This window comes from Nitrosococcus watsonii C-113, assembly GCF_000143085.1.
Taxonomy (GTDB): domain Bacteria; phylum Pseudomonadota; class Gammaproteobacteria; order Nitrosococcales; family Nitrosococcaceae; genus Nitrosococcus; species Nitrosococcus watsonii.
On record NC_014315.1, the window covers coordinates 2,983,547 to 3,000,667 of the forward strand.

Here is a 17,121-nt window from a genome sequence, read left to right on the forward strand (position 1 = left end):
AGCCCTCTGGCTTCATAGCCCACGACTATACTATTTAATACACTGAATTAATGGAGGTACTTTACCGGTGAATAGTGACGGCAACATCCTGGTATTCAACAGCGGTAGTTCCTCGCTGAAGTTCCAACTGTTTGACATGGATGCAACCATGCCGGCCAGCACGGTGCGGGGAACCGTTCGAAACCTTGGTGATGATGCAATCTGCGAATGGGCTTACGGTGGCAAGCGGGAACACAGCTCTGTTTCCGCCTGCGATCACGGTACTGCCGCTCGATATGTGCTCGAATTATTGGAACCTATCACCAATGCCGACCAATCACTGCTGCATACCATTACCGCCATGGGGCACCGCATCGTCCACGGCGGCGATACCTTTACCGCCCCGACACTGCTCACGAGCCGCGCATTGACAGCCCTCGATGCCTTAAGCCCCCTGGCCCCGCTGCATAATCCGCCAGCCCTAGCGGTGGTGCGAGCATGTCAGGAACGGCTACCGGATATCCCCATGGCAGCCGTGTTCGATACGGCATTTTTTCACGAGCTGCCTGATTACGCCCGCGCTTACGCGCTGCCCGCCAAATGGATAAAAGGCTCACAGCCGATCCGGCGTTACGGTTTTCATGGACTAGCACATCGATATATGGCTGAGTGTTTTTCCGCCATCCATCCTCCTGACACCCCCTCAAGCAGGCTCATCACGCTGCAACTGGGCCACGGGTGTTCAGCCGCCGCCCTACGCGATGGGCATCCGCTGGAAACCAGCATGGGTTTCACACCCCTAGAGGGTTTGATTATGGCCACGCGGCCTGGCGATGTTGACGCTGGTGTAGTGCTGCATCTGCTCGAAGACGGCGCTAGGACGGCGAGTAACTTAAGCGAGGACCTAAATCATCGCGCCGGCCTGCTCGGGTTATCCGGTGTCAGCGCGGACATGGGAGAACTGCTGGCGCTGGAAGCACAAGGGCATTGCGGCGCGCATCTCGCCATCGAGGCATTCTGCCACCGTGCCCGCAAATACCTGGGTGCCTATCAGGTCGTGCTCGGTGGCGCCGATGCGATCCTGTTCGGCGGCGGTATCGGCGAGCACGCACCTGAGATCCGTGCGCGGATCTGTGCCGGACTGAGCTGGTGTGGACTAGAGCTGGATATACAGGCCAACGAGGCGGCAACCCCAGGTACCGAGGAACGAATATCCACGACTGATTCCCGCTTGGCAGCCTATGTGATTCCAGTCAACGAGGAGGCGCTCATCGCCCAGGACACCCGGCGCTGCCTGAGCACGCTGCTGACCTGAAGTATTCACTTTTTCATCTCTAATAAAAAGGAGACCACCATGGCACAAAGACCGCAAACCGAGCACGCCAAGCGCAGGATCGAGGAGGCGAGTCCGCTGGCAGCGGACGAGCTGCGCAACATAGACGCCTACTGGCGGGCGGCTAACTATCTGTCAGTAGGTCAGATCTACCTGCAGGACAATCCGTTGCTTACCGAGCCGCTCACACTGGAACACGTTAAGGCACGGCTGCTCGGCCACTGGGGAACCACGCCGGGATTGAATTTTATCTACGCCCACTTGAACCGCGTGATCAAGGCCCACGATCTCAATATGATCTATGTGACGGGACCAGGCCACGGTGCTCCGGGGCTGGTCGCTAACACCTGGCTAGAGGGCAGTTACACTGAAGTCTATCCAAATGTTCCCCAGAACGCGGCGGGCATGCAGCGGCTATTCAAGCAGTTCTCCTTCCCGGGCGGCATACCAAGTCACGTCGCCCCGGAAACGCCAGGTTCAATTAACGAAGGCGGCGAACTCGGCTATGCCTTAGCCCATGCCTACGGCGCAGTGTTTGATAACCCGGACCTGATCGCCGCCTGTGTAGTGGGCGATGGCGAGGCCGAGACCGGCCCCCTCGCCACGGCCTGGCATTCCAACAAATTTCTCAACCCTGCGTGCGACGGCGCGGTACTGCCGATCCTCCATCTGAACGGCTACAAAATCGCCAACCCTACCGTGCTGGCGCGCATCAGCCGTGAGGATTTAAAAAACCTGCTTGTTGGCTACGGCTATCACCCCTATGTGGTGGAAGGTGATAAACCGGAGCAAATGCACCCGCTGATGGCGGCTACTCTCGACCAGGTAGTGGCCGAAATTCAAACGATTCAACACGCTGCGCGCAGCCAAGGCGCTACCCCCTGCACACGCTGGCCAATGATCGTTCTGCGGACCCCGAAGGGCTGGACCGGCCCCAAGGAAGTCGACGGTAAAAAAACCGAGGGCTACTGGCGCTCACACCAGGTACCGTTGGCCCAACTGGCTGACAAACCGGAACACCTGCGGCTACTAGAAGAATGGATGAAGAGCTACCGTCCCGAGGAATTGTTCGACGGACAAGGTACCCTGCGGCCAGAACTGGCGGCGCTAGCACCCCAGGGCGAGCGGCGCATGGGCGCCAACCCACACGCTAACGGCGGGCTGTTACTCAAGGATCTGCGGTTACCCGAGTTCCGCGATTATGCCATTAGCATAACCGGTCCCGGCGCGGAGCTGGCGGAGGCAACTCGAGTCATGGGCGGCTATTTACGCGACGTGATGAAGCTGAACATGGATAACCGAAATTTCCGCGTAATGGGACCGGACGAGACCAGTTCCAACCGCCTCGATGCCTTGTTCGAAGTGACTGATCGTACCTGGATGGCAAAAACACTGCCAGAGGACGAGCACCTTGCGCCGGATGGCCGAGTGATGGAGATCCTCTCCGAACACACCTGCCAGGGCTGGCTAGAAGGCTATCTGCTCACCGGCCGACACGGCCTATTTTCCTGCTACGAAGCCTTCATTCACATTGTCGATTCCATGTTCAACCAGCATGCCAAATGGCTTAAAGTCACCGGCAAGGAAATTCCTTGGCGCCGCCCCATCGCCTCGCTCAACTATCTCCTAACTTCCCATGTGTGGCGCCAAGACCACAACGGTTTTTCACATCAAGATCCCGGCTTCATCGATCACGTCGTGAACAAGAAGGCGGATGTGATCCGAGTTTATCTACCGCCGGACGCCAATACACTCCTATGCGTCACCGACCACTGCCTGCGTTCGCGCAACTTTATTAACGTCATCGTCGCCGGTAAGCAGTTCCAGCCCCAGTGGCTCGCCATGGATGCGGCCGTCAAGCACTGCGCCGCAGGCATCGGCATCTGGCGGTGGGCCAGCAATGACCAGGGCAGCGAACCAGACGTAGTGATGGCCTGTGCTGGTGACGTGCCAACCCTGGAGACCTTAGCGGCAGTGGATATTCTACGCCATCATCTGCCCGAACTTAAAGTGCGGGTTATCAACGTGGTGGATCTCATGACCCTGCAGGACAAAGAGGAGCATCCCCATGGGCTCTCGCACAAGGACTTCGATACGCTTTTTACTACCAATAAACCCATCATCTTTGCCTACCATGGTTATCCTTGGTTGATTCATCGCCTCACCTACCGGCGCACTAATCACAAGAATCTACACGTACGCGGTTACAAGGAAGAGGGAACGACCACCACCCCCTTTGACATGGTCGTCCTTAACGATATGGATCGGTTTGACCTGGTAGCGGATGTCATCGATCGCGTGCCTAAGCTAGGATCAACGGCAGCCTATCTCAAACAATGGCTCCGGGACAAACATATCGAACATAAGCAATACATCACCCAGCACGGGGTGGATATGCCAGAGGTGACGCAATGGCAATGGGGCAAGAGCGGCGGTTGAACCAGACATTGTTCGACGTTGGAATTAAACATGGATGTTGAATGACCCCCTAGCCGAGTTGCGAAGTGAAACGGCGCAAGAGGCGCGTGGAGGGTGGTACCCAACTGATAAGCCTTGCGCGCTAAGTCGTAGCCAGCTTATCGGCGCCCTGAGAAGCGCGAATTCTCCAGGCCGATGAGGTGTTGTAGGAACAAAATCGACATCAGTCATGGCGAAACTCCAAGGTGACATCCTTCCTGCCCTCAAGGACAGAGATTTCCACGGCGCTCAGGTGCGGCATTAAGCCGCCCTGAGCGCCGCTTCAGCGGATGCCGAAGGCCCTAGGATCGCCTGTACTCCCTTGATGGCAACTGTAAAAAATAGCCTTTCTCCCTGAGCATTTGCATCACCTCCCTGGTATTGGCTTGGGCCAGGGAGATCTCGGAGTGCAACTCTAGCCTCATCACAAACTCTAGTTCTCCGAGCATTTCCAATAGCTTTGCAGGTACGCGGGAAAAATTATCCTGGGCTTCCACATAGAGGTAGCTATCGTTTTTTTTACGACTTCGATAAATGGCGCAGGCTTGTGCCGTTTCTTCTCCCGCTGCTTGTTCTCTCCCTATTTCCATCCAGACCCGGGTTTCAGGAAAAAAATGGGCTAGACCCTCCAAAACCCCGGCGCTGTAATAACCATTAAGCCCCATAAAGCCACCCCGGGCAAGATAAAGCTGCTGTCTATGCTCTGGCGGAAGGCGGCGGAGGGCTTCCTGGCGCACTTCTTCCTGGGCATTACGGACCAGAATAGCTTGGAGACCACTGGTTAATACTTCCAGGTCGTTGCCACTATCCCCCGCAAAAACGGTATGCCTTTTATCGAAATGCCGACGCTCCATTAAAAAACGAATGGCATGGAGTTTGTTGGCCCGCTTTGGCAGTATATCGAGCAAGCCGATCCGGGCAGTTTCATCCACGCTCCAAATGAAAGAAGCCTGGATTTTCTGAGCTTGTAACCGCTGCTCCAATTGGGAGATCAGGTTCTTCCAATCTAGATCTGGCGAAGCATAATAGCTGAGCTTATAGCGGTTTTGCTTTTCCGGTTCTTGCAACCGCAGTGGGGTAATATCAGCAAAAATTTTTGCCAACTCAGTCTGGTTTATTTCTCGCCAATCCTGGCCAATCTCTTTGCTCCAATCTTCCCAAGGATGCCATTGGTTATCTGTAATTTGATAGATAGTCGTCCCTACATCACCAATGGCAAAGTCAGGAAGAGGAAGATCATATTCTCCAATGGCGCTTTGGATAAGCGCCTTATGACGGCCGCTGACATAGGTCAAGGTAATTTCAGGGCGCTGGGTCAAGCGTCGCAACCGAAGCCGCGCCTGGGGCGACTCCCCTTGCTGGCCGTTGGGAAGCAGGGTTCGATCCAGATCGGAGCACAGCAAAATTTCTTGTTTCACAGCAATTCCCGGATTAAGTCTGGAAACGTGAGGGACTCTTTCCTTGGGTATCCAGACGTTCATATTCTGCAATTACCTGAGCGCCAAACAGCACAATAATGGCTGCCGCTTCCAGGCTCAATAGAATCATCACCACTGCCGCAAATGAGCCATAGATGATATTAACAAAGGATAAGGTTGAAAAATACCATACCAGTCCCTGCCGGGTGAGTTCCCATAGCAGCGTGGCCACCATTCCACCAATCAAAGCATGACGGAATGCAATCCGGCCCACGGGCATGACCAGATAAAGGGAAGTCAACAGCAAGATTTCACCTAATAAACCCACGATATAAATCCCGATGGCGTAATAACTGCCAAAGATGCTACCTAACACAGGAACAGTGCGATCATCCAGGGTATGCAAGGCGCTACTTACTAGAGTCACGACGAACAATCCTAATCCCAGCAGGCATAAATAACAGAAGGGCAGAATTGCCGAGACCAAAAAATGGCGTCGATGAATCGCCACCCGATGAGAAAAGATAACCGATATGGCATTTTCCAGCACGGTAAACGCCATTGAACTAAAAAACAGCAGCACAAAGAAACCCACCACGCCGATTACTTTCCAATTTTCCACAAATTCCGCAATCTGCTGGGTCAGAACTTCCGCCTGCCCTGGCGCGATGAGTGCCAGATAATCATGGGTAGCTTCCAACAGCTGGTCCGAAGCAATCACCTGGGAAAGTCCCACCAAAATCAGGGCAAACATAGGAACCAACGATAACAAGGCGTAATAAGCGACAGCCCCTGCCAACAATAACCCTTGGTTGGCACGAAAACCGACGATAACCCGCACGAGGAAATACAGCGGCTGGGCGAGAATAAATTGGACTCGGCGTGAAAGATTCCTCATACCTTGTCAACCTGCAAAGCTATTGCAACGGTTCCCTTTCTTATGAAGCAGATGCTAAAGGCAGCGAAATTAAACAATACTTCATTCCCAACAATAATCCTATTTTTAAGGATAGAGGGCTATTCCCCCAATGTAAAAAACTGATATTTTTACATACTAATTTCTGTCCACTTTATTCGTTGTTGAAGCACGGGATAATTAAGGTCTTTGAGTACAAAAATTCCACCATCAGATGAGGATGACTTTATAAGGGGAGATGTAGATTGAGGACAAAATTTATAGGTACTGGGAGACCATGCCAATGGACTTCTCTACACAGGCCCCATTAGCTGTCTGCCATCACTGCGATTGGGTGATGACCTTGCCACGACTGCGGCCGGGCGAGACCGCTTGCTGCCCTCGATGCGGGCACAAATTACCTGGCCAACAGCACACCTCAATTCAGAACCAACTTGCCTGGGCTAGCGCGGCATTAATCATGTTGACAGCCGCCATCGCCTTTCCCTTTGTAAGCTTCGAGGTACAGGGGATTAAACACACCATTATCGTGGCGGATACCGCACTAGCCCTATTTGACTACGATTTTCCATTCTTGGGATTGATCGTGCTTACGACCACGATTTTGTTGCCAGCCACCTATCTACTGGTCCTCCTTTACCTTCATGGAGTGCTGGCTTCGGGCCGTCGCCCCAGGTGGGCGAAAACACTAGCACGGCTGCTGACAAGCATTAAGCCTTGGATGATGAGCGATGTGTTTGTAGCCGGAGTGCTGGTAAGTATGATCAAGGTGCTCTCCCTGGCGAATCTACAGTTTGGTCCCGCCTTTCCGGCTTTTTGCGCCTACGCCGTGCTGTTGCTAAAGTCCATCGCTACCTTCGATCCTTGGACCTTGTGGAAGATCATCGGCGACCCGGCTGACCCGCCGGTCGATCTCGCCCCCGGCAATACCGCGGCTACCCAAGGAGCCGCTGGTTGCGCCCGCTGCGGGGCCATCGTCAACACCACTAACCAGGCACGTTGCCCACGCTGTGGTCGCCGTTATATTGCACCCGACCCGCGCCAATTGCAGACCACCTGGGCATTGCTCATCGCAGCGGGCATCTTGTATATTCCGGCCATGGTCTATCCCATCATGATCACTACCGAGTTCGGTAGAGCCTCGCCACAGACTGTAGTGGGCGGTGCCCGACTTTTAGCGGAAACGGGTTCCTGGCCCATCGCTCTGGTCATCTTCATAGCCAGCATCGTCGTGCCTATCGGTAAGGTGCTCGCCCTTGGCTGGCTGTGTTTGCAGGCGCAAGCGGGTACCGGGCGCAACGCTTATGACAGACTCAGGCTGTACCGGATGGTCGAGATAATCGGCCGCTGGTCGTTCCTTGATGTATTCGTGGTCGCTCTGCTAACCGCTCTGATTCAAGCGGGTGAGTTAATGCGCGTTCAGCCTAGCCCCGGTGCGGTTATCTTTGCCATTGTAGTGATTCTCACCATGCTGGCGGCAATGGCCTTTGACCCCCGTTTGATCTGGTGGTCTCATGAAAAATGAGTGACACGCTGACCAAGGCCAAGATACGCTCACCGCGGCGGATGAATCTCTCACCGGTCTGGTTGGTCCCCCTCGTGGCCGCGCTGATAGGCGCCTGGCTACTGTACCGGAATATCGCATCCCAAGGCCCGGAGATCGTATTACGGCTTGATAACGCCGAAGGCGTGGAAGCTGGTAAAACGGTAGTCAAACTGCACAATGTGGATGTGGGATTGGTAGAGAAGGTGCGTCTATCCAAGGATTACACGGGGGCCGTCGCTGAAATCCGCATGAAGGCAGACATGGACCCCTTGTTGGTAAAGGACACTCAATTCTGGGTGGTCAAGCCCCGCGTGGGGCGGGAAGGCATTAGCGGCCTGAACACCATTCTCTCCGGTGCTTACATCCAGATGCGCCCAGGCAACGATCAAAGCTCGGCCCGCCACTTCAAAGCGCTTGATCAACCTCCCACAATCCGCACCGGCGCTGCGGGGCTGTCTCTGGAGCTGATCAGCACGGGCGATATTTCGTTAACCATCGGAGACCCCATTGTCTATCAAGGCCAGGAAGTTGGCCGAATTGATAGCGCGGAATTCAATGCCCAAACGCTAGAAATGCACTATGGTGTATTGATCCGTGCTCCCTTCGACAAGCTCATCACCCAAAATACCCAATTTTGGCCCCGCTTCGGCATTGCCTTTGAGATTACTTCCGAGGGAGTACGGGTACAAACAGGTACGCTTGAAGCAATGCTGGCGGGCGGCGTCACGTTTGGCGCCCCTCCAAAGTTAAAGGGCGGGAAAAAAGTCCAACAGGGTGCTAAATTTCGGCTGTATCCATCGCGCCAGATCGCCCAGCAGGACCGGTACGACCATCAATACAAGTACGTTATTCTATTCGACGACTCGGTGCGCGGTTTGTACCCAGGAGCCACTGTCGAATTTCGTGGCGTACGGGTAGGCACGGTGCTCAACGTCCCCTTCTTTGGCGGTGGCTTCGGTATGGAATATTCTAAGACCTTTCGCATCCCGGTATTGATCGCCTTCGAACCGCAGCGGCTGACAGGCACTACCTGGGCGCAGCTCGATCAAAAAGCCTGGCAGCAACAGCTCAGCCGTTTGTTCCCTAGAGGATTACGGGCCACTATAAAGACAGCTAATCTGTTCACCGGTGCAATGTTTGTGGATCTCGCTTTCACGGACCAGAAAAGCGCCCACGATGAAGCGGGGTTTCAAGGCCAGTACCCGTTGCTCCCCAGCCACAGCAGCGGGCTGGCCAATATCGAGGAGAAGGCCACCCGGCTATTGGGTAAACTCGATGCACTGGAACTTGCACCGGTGCTGACTAAGCTGCAACGCGCCCTAGAAAGCACCAGCGAAGTCATGAATAAATCCCAAATTACCATGGCTCGGCTGAATTCAATTCTTGGCGGCGAGGCCATGCGCGAGCTCCCCGCTGAGTTCAATGCAACCCTAGATGAATTACGGAAGACCCTACACAGTTATCAGCAAGGAGCGCCCGTCTACGATAAACTCAACCGCTCCCTTGGCCGACTGAATCAGGTGCTGGATGATCTCGCCCCCTTCGTGGAAACGCTGCATGATGCTCCTTCAGCACTCTTTTTCGGCGGTAATGCCCCTGAAGATCCTATTCCCCAAGCCGCCAAATGAAGCGCAGGCCCATAGCTCTAATGGCAGCGGTCTTCATGCTAGGCGCTTGTGCCACGACGCACCCTCAACCCTGGCTGTATTCGCTGACTACCGCTACAAGCCCAGCTCCATCCAACGAGACCCACGTTGCAAGAACAGCGTTAATCATGAACCCAATTCACGCTGCTGAATTTCTGCAACATGCTGGCATTGTCTATGAAACCGCACCCCACCGCTTGAACGTGGCCCGGCAACATCGCTGGGCCGATCCCCTAACCGTGCAACTACACCAGTATATTTATAATAGCCTCACCAGGCAGCTGCCTGCTGTAGCTGTTTATCCAAATACCGGCAACGCGCCGCTCAAGGCATGGCAGCTTACCGTTGAATTCAATAGCTTTCATGGACGCTTTGACGGCAAGGCGCTGGTGGCCGGTGGCTGGCGATTACGCAACGGAGATGGCGGCGTGGTAGCCCAAGGCTCATTCAATCAGGCCATCCCCCTTACAGAGGATGGTTACGAGGCACTTGTAGCCGCACTTTCCAAGGGTTTAGCTCGGATTGCGGATAGCATCGCCGGCGCGATTGAGAAACTATTGCCAAATCAAGCCGCTGCCCTCCAAGGCAGGTGCAAAAATGATTGTTTTTCGGCTTTTCCCTTGCGCCTTTGAAGCCACCAATACTGATAGATAACCTTGAGCCACGATCTTGTTGACTCTATACTTTTAAATTCAGGTAGGTTAACTTTATATTTCAAAAATAAATTATTGGGTGGATAGGCCATAATGAATAAAAAACTTTTTCGTAACGGTTCCCGGGTAGTTTTATTGTTCCTAATCGCAGCACTGACGAATGCAGCCTATGCCTACGGCGGGAGTAGTAGCCGCGCCCAATCAAGTAGCTGTAAAACCGTAAGAATTTCCGAAGAAAACCCAGCGCCCAAGGCAATTATTCCCGAGCTATCCAAGTTCTCCTTCGTGGCAAGTTCGGATGCGCGGGAGTCAAGTATTGCCGTCAAGATTCGCGGCCAAGAAGGCGAGCTAACGATCACCCAACAACCCAATAAGAGTTACCTGGTCAAAGGGCATTTTCCTGAACCTATTACTGAGGCGCAGTACGTCAGGATCGATATCCTGTCAGAATCCGTCCAAGGCTGCCCCAGCCATCATCATTACCTGGTACAAGTTGAACCCGAAGGCCAATCGGACGAAGAGTAATCTTTCCTCTTCTTTCTCGTTCAATATGCTTTCTTTTCCTGGACGCTGGCTCACGCTAGCGTCCTCACTCCAGCCGTTATTGATGGCTCGGCTATATCCCCTTAGCAATAAGGCAAATATAGCTGGAAATTGTCCCCTGGAATATCACTCGTTTCCTTGCCGGCAAACTTTAACCGTCCAGGGTAGAAACAACTTGAAATAGAATTTACGACTAGAAACTCTCCTTTTCCAGCAAATCCCAGGAACGAATTTTAGTAAAACTGCGAGTAGCTCTCTCTCTAAACCCCTCTGGCGTTTTAATTATAAACAGAGCGGCGATTTGCTCTTGCTCGGCCAATCGTAATCCTTGTTCCGGCCCAAGCACCAACAGCGCTGTAGCTAAAGCGTCCGCGCGCATAGCGGTGGCATTGACTACGGTTACCGAAGCAAGTTGATGAGTAATAGGCCAACCCGTTCGCGGATCGAGCGTATGCGAGTAACGCTTGCCATCCTGCTCAAAGTAATTGCGATAATTGCCTGAAGTAGCCACCGCGCCAGAATCTAGCTCTAGGATACGCTGCACCCGGCGTTCACCTGCTACCGGTCGCTCAATCGCAATTCGCCACGGGGTACCCTTCGGACCGTGTCCTTTGATTCGTTCTTCCCCACCAATATCCACCAGATAATTGTAAATGCCTTGGGCCTCCAAAAATTCCGCGATACGATCCACGCCATAGCCTTTAGCAATTGCCGAAAGATCTACATAAATATCTCCCCGCTTCTTCCTGACAGCAGGGGGTGAATGCCGTATCTGCAGCTGCTTAAAACCGACCCTTTCTTTCTCAGCCTCCATCTCCCGCCGCGAAGGGACTTCATTGGTATAGAATCCGGGACCAAACCCCCAGAGGTTAACCAGTGGCCCTACCGTCACATCCAAGGCGCCTTTACTTAACCGGCTAATGCCCTGAGCTTCTTCCAACACCTTGACGATCTCCGCGGAAACGCTGATCCAATCAGTACGCTTATTACGGTTAAAGCGGGATAGCTCGGAATCCGCTTGGTAAGTGGACATCAATCCATTAATTTCTTCGAGTAACCGGGCGATATTTCGATCCAATATTTTGGGGTCGATCCCGGCAGGCAGATCTGTGATCTTGACGGAATATCCCGTGCCCATGGTAGCGCCGCTCAACCAGGTCAGACGATCCTCTTCTGCCGACTCCGTGCAAGCAGTTACTACCAGGCAGAGCAGGATGCCTACCAGGCTAAATAGACGGAGAATCAATTTCAAAATCCAGGGCATCGGAATTAATACAATATCGCTGACCTGTGGGCGCGGGGCCATCACCAAAGACATGGCCCAGGTGGGCATCGCAACGGGCGCATCTAACCTCAATTCGACTCATGCCGTGGCTATCATCCGAATGCTTTTCCAGGGCCTGACTGTCGATGGGATTCCAAAAACTCGGCCAGCCGCTTCCGGATTCATATTTTTGTTCCGAGCTAAACAAAGGGCTGCCGCAACATACGCAGCAATAAGTTCCCTCTTCCTGATGGTGGTAGTATTTTCCGCTAAAAGCAGGCTCGGTCCCCGCTTCCCGGGTCACACGATACTGCTCTGGCGTAAGTTGCGCTTTCCACTCCGCTTCGGTTTTGTGGATCTTTCCCATTAGAACCTCCTTAATTAATTTCCTCGCGGCTCTGTCCTGACTTTTAGCCGCTTATTTGCCGACACGCTCTTCATCCTTCTTTAATTTAGTTTTTAAAAGGAAAATCCTTGAAGTGCTCCTGATACGCTCTTTTATCATACTTTTATTTTGCGCCGAGCTGTATAGGGCCATACGTGCCGGCCGGACAGCGGCGGTCACGATTGAGCAACTGTTCCACTTCAATAAAACATGCGCAAAACTGAAAATTAAAGGTTAAAATGCTTTTCGCAGGCACGCAGTATGTATTATAAGCACGCCCATAAAAAGCAGCTTTCTGCAAACCCGCTGGGAACGGGATCTCAGTTCTACCATAGGGTGTCAGTAGTGCGGCTGGTTGTTTGCTAGCGTTTCATAAATAAATGAACAAGAAGAATATGCTCTCTGATTCAGAAGTTCAAAACTCACGCGGCAACTTTCAAAGAATATCCACCAAAAGATATTGGATTGAAGCAGTAGCCGGTATATCCACGGGGTAATGAGACGTGCGCTAATCAGGCAGGTGAACTCATGGCCGCTTCCCGTTGTATTTGCGATCCTCTGTGCTCACTTGTCGCGGCTGCCGACGGTGACTGCCGGTACTGTCGATGAGTGGGTCCGTAGCTTTGCCGAGAGCGAGATCATTTTTCAGCGCTCGACCTCCAATGCCCCATTCTTGCCCCTAGCCTTCGCCAATACGAGCTTTTACAACGATGCCGAAGTCAGGCGCCCAAACGCCGAGCCCTTATCCTTCGATCAAACGGATGATCTCCCAGGGAGCCGTGCTGCCGTTCCTGGCAAGCTCCCGCGATGTCCTGTTCATTGGCGAATGGATCGGCTGGTCCCACTTTGATACGCAAGATTCAGATTTCAAATCATTCGGCCTTCTTTCAGTCGGTATCCCAATCGGCTGGCTGCGCCAGATAGACGATAGCTGGCAAACCATGGGCGGTGTCTTCGCGCGCTACGTGCAAAGCGACCGGCTATGTGGTGGGCCTTGGGCTTTTATCTGGACGTGGGGCCAGGTGAAGACCTACTTGCCCTATCTCGGAGCATCCTGGGAAATCAACAATCAGTGGACACTCAGCGCTATCCTGCCCTGGCCAGCGCTGCTGTATGCCCCGACCAAAGACACCCTATTCCGTTTTGGCGCGGCTCCATCCGGAGCCTCTTGGTCGCTACGTCCGGGCGATGAACGAGTCTCCTTCATCCTCGATAGTTGGGATTTGGGCTTGGCCGCCGAGCGCAAGGGTTCAGGGCAATTGCTGGCTCATGATCGAGGCGGGCGTCGGTGGCCTGCGCGGGCTGCGTATCACCGGAGGAGAATTACGCGATTCAGAGCTTGACATCGGCCGCAGCCCTTATGTCAGTATTGGGATCAATTAACGGCCAGCGTTGCTGAATTATTGAAGAAAATATATAAAGTATCCCGAGAACACAAGAGGGCACATGGGAAAACGCAACTTTTCAGATGCCCAGCCTAAAATAATGGATGATCCACTTCACCGCCAAATTTCTGTTTCCCTTCATAAAGTAAATAGCGCACATGAGATATCTAATAACTAAATTCATGCTCATCTTAGTCTCCAGCCTGGGGCTGGCCGCCGCTGTTGCAGGCAATCAATCCGGAGCAAGCGGACCGAACCCAGCGGCGGTGTTCTGCGCCTACCAGGGAGGCGAGTATCTACTTGCCAGCGGCGAGTGCAGGCTAAAGGATGGCGCTGTCGTGGATGCCTGGACCCATTACCGCGAACACCATCAGGACCAAACAGACTCCGTGCCCCTTGCAAACGCCACTCTGCAGGGTGACGAAGTAATTCAGACGCCCATTGGCAACATCGAACTCATTGACAGCTACTTCGACGACGATGCTTCCAGGCGCCTATTCGACCAGATGGACTACCAGCGTGCGGCGCAAAGCTATATCTGGAGCACACCACTGGTCAGCATTACGACCTGGCGCGATAACCAGGGAAAGGCATTCGGGGTGGAAAACGCCACCGATTTCGTGGTTCTTAAATCCCTGAAAGAAAAACGGGGCATCGTCACCGGCAACCTGACGACGCCGTATATTTTCAACTTCATTAGCCTCGAAGCCGGAGCGGTGCAGATCGAGTATCCAGCCGGCAAGACCGCGGGCGCCGTGCTGGATTTCTGGCAACGACCGGTGTTCGATCTGGGACTGACCGGCCCGGACAAAGGCAAAGGCGGTACCTATATCGTCGTCGGACCCGAAGATAATTTGGAGAAATACAAGCAAGACGGCGTGAACGTCTATCAAAGCGCCACTAACAACATCCTCATCGGCCTGCGTATCCTGGGGCAAGACCCTGGCTATTTCGGCAAATTCACGGCGGCGTATAAAATGGGGCGTGTCGGCGAAGATCTTGCGCCGAGCAATTTCATCACAGGCAAGGACGTTGAGTGGAGCGCCACGGCGCCCCGTGGGCTTGAATATTGGAAAAAGCTCTCGGCAATCATCAACGAGGAGCCGGTCCGCGAGATCGACAAACCCTGGATGGCAATGCTGAAGCCGCTCGGCATTGTGAAAGGCCAGGAGTTCAATCCGGACGAGCGCCAGCAGGCGATCCTGATGAACGCCGCAGCGATGGGCGAACTAATGACCCGCAACCTGCAAACCAACCCTCGCTACACCGAACCCTATTGGAAGGGAACCCACTGGTACAAGAGCTTCGACTTCCACCCCGAGCAGGAAACCGACACCATCCAGGAAATCGACCAACGCGGAACCTGGTTCTACGAAGCGGTCTCCAGCACCAAGGGCATGCTCGACCCGCAGCCGGGCAGCGGTCAAGTCTACATGACTGCCAAGCGTGACAGCGATGGCAATTTGCTACGCGCCGATAGAAACTACAAGTTGCATGTGCCAAAGGATGTACCGGTCAAGCAGTTCTGGTCACTCACCCTCTACAGCGAAAATACCCGCCGTCCCTATGACAATGGCGGGACCGAGATCTCCGACGTCAGCCTCGGCAGTCGGACGGAGGGCCTGAAAGTTAACGACGATGGTAGCATCGACCTGTTCGTTGGGCCGGAGACTCCCAAAGGGTTCGAAAGCAATCACCTCAAGACCGTCGATAATGACGGCTGGTTTGTCTACTTCCGCCTCTATGCACCGGAGCAGGCATTCTTCGACAAGACGTTCAAGCTCGGCGATTTCAAGATAGTCGAATGACTAGACGGGATCGGCGTCTCTTCCGTCTCTAGAGGACAGGGTAACCTAAAAAACAGGAAAAAAACAATGAAGATATTACTTAGTATCTTATCCGCAGTTCTATTGCTGGGAGCCCTACCCGCCTGGGCCCAGGAAGGCAAACCCAACATCATTTTGATTGTTGGCGATGATGTCGGCTATGGTGATCTCGGCGCCTACGGCGGCGGCAAAGGCCGGGGCATGCCAACGCCTAATCTCGACCAGCTCGCCGACGAGGGAATGACGTTTTTCTCATTTTACGCCCAGCCCAGCTGCACGCCGGGGCGGGCAGCCATGCAAACCGGACGGATACCCAACCGCAGTGGCATGACCACGGTAGCATTCCAAGGCCAGGGCGGCGGACTTCCAGCCGCGGAGTGGACCCTGGCTTCGGTTCTGAAGACGGCCGGCTACAATACATTTTTCACTGGCAAATGGCACCTGGGGGAAGCCGACTACGCCTTGCCCAACGCCCAGGGCTACGACGAAATGAAATACGTCGGTCTCTACCACCTGAACGCCTACACCTATGCTGATCCCACCTGGTTCCCGGATATGGGGCCCGAGCTGCGGGCCATGTTCAAAAAAGTGACCAAGGGCTCGCTGTCCGGCAAGGCTGGCGAGAAAGCGGTCGAGGATTTCAAGATTAACGGCCAGTATGTTAATAAACCCGACGCAAGCACGGAAGAGTACCCCGATGGCGTAGTCGGAATCCCCTACTTCGACGGCTATGTGGAAAAGGCGGCCCTCGAGTATCTCGACAAGGCAGCCAAGTCGGACACGCCTTTTTTCTTAAACGTTAACTTCATGAAGGTACACCAGCCAAATCTGCCCCACCCGGATTTTGAGCATAAGTCCCTGTCAAAGTCGAAGTATGCCGATTCGATCGTGGAAATGGATGCGCGTATCGGCGCCATCATGGACAAGGTCCGCGGGCTTGGACTTGACGATAATACGCTGGTCTTTTTCACCACCGACAATGGCGCCTGGCAGGACGTCTACCCGGATGCGGGCTACACGCCGTTCCGTGGCACCAAGGGCACCGTGCGCGAAGGCGGCAACCGCGTGCCGGCGATCGCCTGGATGCCGGGCAAAATCAAGGGCAATACCAAAAACCACGACATTCTCGGCGGTCTTGATTTAATGGCGACCTTTGCCACCATTGCGGGCGTGGATCTACCCCAGGAGGACCGCGAAAACAAGCCCATCATTTTCGATAGCTACGACATGTCGCCAGTGCTGTTTGGTACCGGCAAATCCGAACGGGATTCCTGGTTTTACTTCACCGAGGATGAGTTAACCCCAGGCGCGGTACGCGTCGATAACTACAAAGCCGTCTTCAACCTACGTGGAGACGACGGCCAGGCAACGGGGGGTCTCGCAGTCGACAGCAATCTCGGTTGGAAGGGCGCTGAAAAATACGTGGCTACGGTGCCCCAGATCTTTGATCTCTGGCAGGACCCGCAGGAGCGCTACGACATTTTCATGAACAATTACACGGAACGAACCTGGACTCTGGTAACTATCAACGCCGCCATCCAGGAGAAGATGAAAACCTATGTGAAGTATCCCCCACGGAAACTTCAGAGCGAGATCTACACGGGACCCATCACGCTCACCCAATACCAGCGGTTCAAGTATGTACGTGAGCAGCTTGAGAAAGAAGGGGTCAACCTCCCCCTGCCAACAGGGAACTGACGGGATAGTTTTTTCCAGGCTTTCAACAAGCTATCATGGCTATAAAATCGTGGTCCGCTCCGGAGCGGACCA

The 17,121-nt window shown here is 53.9% G+C and carries 14 protein-coding genes; 10 read left to right on the forward strand and 4 right to left on the reverse strand.

What is annotated here, in order from left to right; all coding sequences use genetic code 11:
• Positions 1–67: 67 nt before the first annotated feature.
• Both NWAT_RS13650 and NWAT_RS13655 read left to right on the forward strand, forming a co-directional pair.
• Positions 68–1,294, forward strand: a complete 1,227-nt coding sequence (locus tag NWAT_RS13650; protein WP_013221630.1) for an acetate/propionate family kinase — start codon at positions 68–70, stop codon at positions 1,292–1,294.
• Positions 1,295–1,333: 39 nt separating this feature from the next.
• Entirely contained in the window at positions 1,334–3,751 is a 2,418-nt protein-coding gene (locus tag NWAT_RS13655) for a phosphoketolase family protein (RefSeq protein ID WP_013221631.1), read from the forward strand.
• A gap of 320 nt (positions 3,752–4,071) precedes the next feature.
• Here NWAT_RS13655 and NWAT_RS13660 read toward each other — a convergent pair whose 3' ends face one another.
• A complete protein-coding gene (locus tag NWAT_RS13660) occupies positions 4,072–5,187 on the reverse strand; it encodes a YcgL domain-containing protein (RefSeq protein ID WP_013221632.1) in 1,116 nt (371 codons plus the stop codon).
• Between the two features lie 13 nt (positions 5,188–5,200).
• Positions 5,201–6,085, reverse strand: coding sequence for a YihY/virulence factor BrkB family protein (locus tag NWAT_RS13665; protein WP_013221633.1), 885 nt, complete (start codon positions 6,083–6,085; stop codon positions 5,201–5,203).
• 301 nt (positions 6,086–6,386) lie between these two features.
• On the opposite strand from NWAT_RS13665, the gene NWAT_RS13670 reads away from it, so the two are divergent.
• From NWAT_RS13670 to NWAT_RS13685, 4 genes are all read left to right on the forward strand, one after another.
• Complete coding sequence (locus NWAT_RS13670) at positions 6,387–7,628, forward strand: paraquat-inducible protein A (protein ID WP_013221634.1); 1,242 nt, start codon at positions 6,387–6,389, stop codon at positions 7,626–7,628.
• A complete protein-coding gene (pqiB, locus tag NWAT_RS13675; protein WP_013221635.1) occupies positions 7,625–9,277 on the forward strand; it encodes an intermembrane transport protein PqiB in 1,653 nt (550 codons plus the stop codon). Before NWAT_RS13670 ends, pqiB begins: the two co-directional genes overlap by 4 nt.
• Before the next feature lie 35 nt (positions 9,278–9,312).
• Positions 9,313–9,927: a PqiC family protein gene (locus tag NWAT_RS13680; RefSeq protein WP_232420276.1), complete on the forward strand. Its 615-nt coding sequence runs from the start codon at positions 9,313–9,315 to the stop codon at positions 9,925–9,927.
• A 114-nt stretch (positions 9,928–10,041) separates the two neighbouring features.
• Positions 10,042–10,473, forward strand: coding sequence for a hypothetical protein (locus NWAT_RS13685; RefSeq protein WP_013221637.1), 432 nt, complete (start codon positions 10,042–10,044; stop codon positions 10,471–10,473).
• 211 nt (positions 10,474–10,684) lie between these two features.
• Here the strand turns inward: NWAT_RS13685 and NWAT_RS13690 are convergent, their stop codons facing one another.
• Positions 10,685–11,737 (reverse strand): FAD:protein FMN transferase, encoded by a 1,053-nt coding sequence (locus NWAT_RS13690; protein ID WP_013221638.1) that lies wholly within the window; start codon positions 11,735–11,737, stop codon positions 10,685–10,687.
• Positions 11,718–12,122 (reverse strand): peptide-methionine (R)-S-oxide reductase MsrB, encoded by a 405-nt coding sequence (gene msrB, locus NWAT_RS13695; protein WP_013221639.1) that lies wholly within the window; start codon positions 12,120–12,122, stop codon positions 11,718–11,720. The genes NWAT_RS13690 and msrB overlap by 20 nt, the downstream gene beginning before the upstream one ends.
• A 514-nt stretch (positions 12,123–12,636) precedes the next feature.
• Between msrB and NWAT_RS16825 the strand changes: the two genes are divergently transcribed.
• The 4 genes from NWAT_RS16825 (at position 12,637) to NWAT_RS13710 (ending at position 17,049) form a co-directional block, all read left to right on the forward strand.
• Entirely contained in the window at positions 12,637–12,990 is a 354-nt protein-coding gene (locus tag NWAT_RS16825) for a hypothetical protein (RefSeq protein ID WP_157679932.1), read from the forward strand.
• Positions 12,991–13,081: 91 nt separating this feature from the next.
• A complete protein-coding gene (locus tag NWAT_RS13700) occupies positions 13,082–13,483 on the forward strand; it encodes a hypothetical protein (protein ID WP_157679934.1) in 402 nt (133 codons plus the stop codon).
• A 224-nt stretch (positions 13,484–13,707) separates the two neighbouring features.
• Entirely contained in the window at positions 13,708–15,333 is a 1,626-nt protein-coding gene (locus NWAT_RS13705) for a DUF1214 domain-containing protein (RefSeq protein WP_013221640.1), read from the forward strand.
• 66 nt (positions 15,334–15,399) lie between these two features.
• Positions 15,400–17,049 carry an arylsulfatase gene (locus NWAT_RS13710; protein ID WP_013221641.1) on the forward strand — a complete coding sequence of 550 codons (1,650 nt, stop codon included), beginning with the start codon at positions 15,400–15,402 and terminating at the stop codon, positions 17,047–17,049.
• The last annotated feature ends 72 nt before the right edge of the window (positions 17,050–17,121 follow it).

Excerpts from the sequence above, each read along its gene's own strand:
- NWAT_RS13655 (WP_013221631.1), top strand. The coding sequence starts at position 1,334 with ATGGCACAAAGACCGCAAACCGAGCACGCCAAGCGCAGGATCGAGGAG.
- NWAT_RS13665 (WP_013221633.1), bottom strand. The coding sequence starts at position 6,085 with ATGAGGAATCTTTCACGCCGAGTCCAATTTATTCTCGCCCAGCCGCTG.
- NWAT_RS13670 (WP_013221634.1), top strand. The coding sequence starts at position 6,387 with ATGGACTTCTCTACACAGGCCCCATTAGCTGTCTGCCATCACTGCGAT.
- pqiB (WP_013221635.1), top strand. The coding sequence starts at position 7,625 with ATGAGTGACACGCTGACCAAGGCCAAGATACGCTCACCGCGGCGGATG.
- NWAT_RS13680 (WP_232420276.1), top strand. The coding sequence starts at position 9,313 with ATGCTAGGCGCTTGTGCCACGACGCACCCTCAACCCTGGCTGTATTCG.
- NWAT_RS13685 (WP_013221637.1), top strand. The coding sequence starts at position 10,042 with ATGAATAAAAAACTTTTTCGTAACGGTTCCCGGGTAGTTTTATTGTTC.
- msrB (WP_013221639.1), bottom strand. The coding sequence starts at position 12,122 with ATGGGAAAGATCCACAAAACCGAAGCGGAGTGGAAAGCGCAACTTACG.
- NWAT_RS16825 (WP_157679932.1), top strand. The coding sequence starts at position 12,637 with ATGAGACGTGCGCTAATCAGGCAGGTGAACTCATGGCCGCTTCCCGTT.
- NWAT_RS13700 (WP_157679934.1), top strand. The coding sequence starts at position 13,082 with ATGGGCGGTGTCTTCGCGCGCTACGTGCAAAGCGACCGGCTATGTGGT.
- NWAT_RS13705 (WP_013221640.1), top strand. The coding sequence starts at position 13,708 with ATGCTCATCTTAGTCTCCAGCCTGGGGCTGGCCGCCGCTGTTGCAGGC.
- NWAT_RS13710 (WP_013221641.1), top strand. The coding sequence starts at position 15,400 with ATGAAGATATTACTTAGTATCTTATCCGCAGTTCTATTGCTGGGAGCC.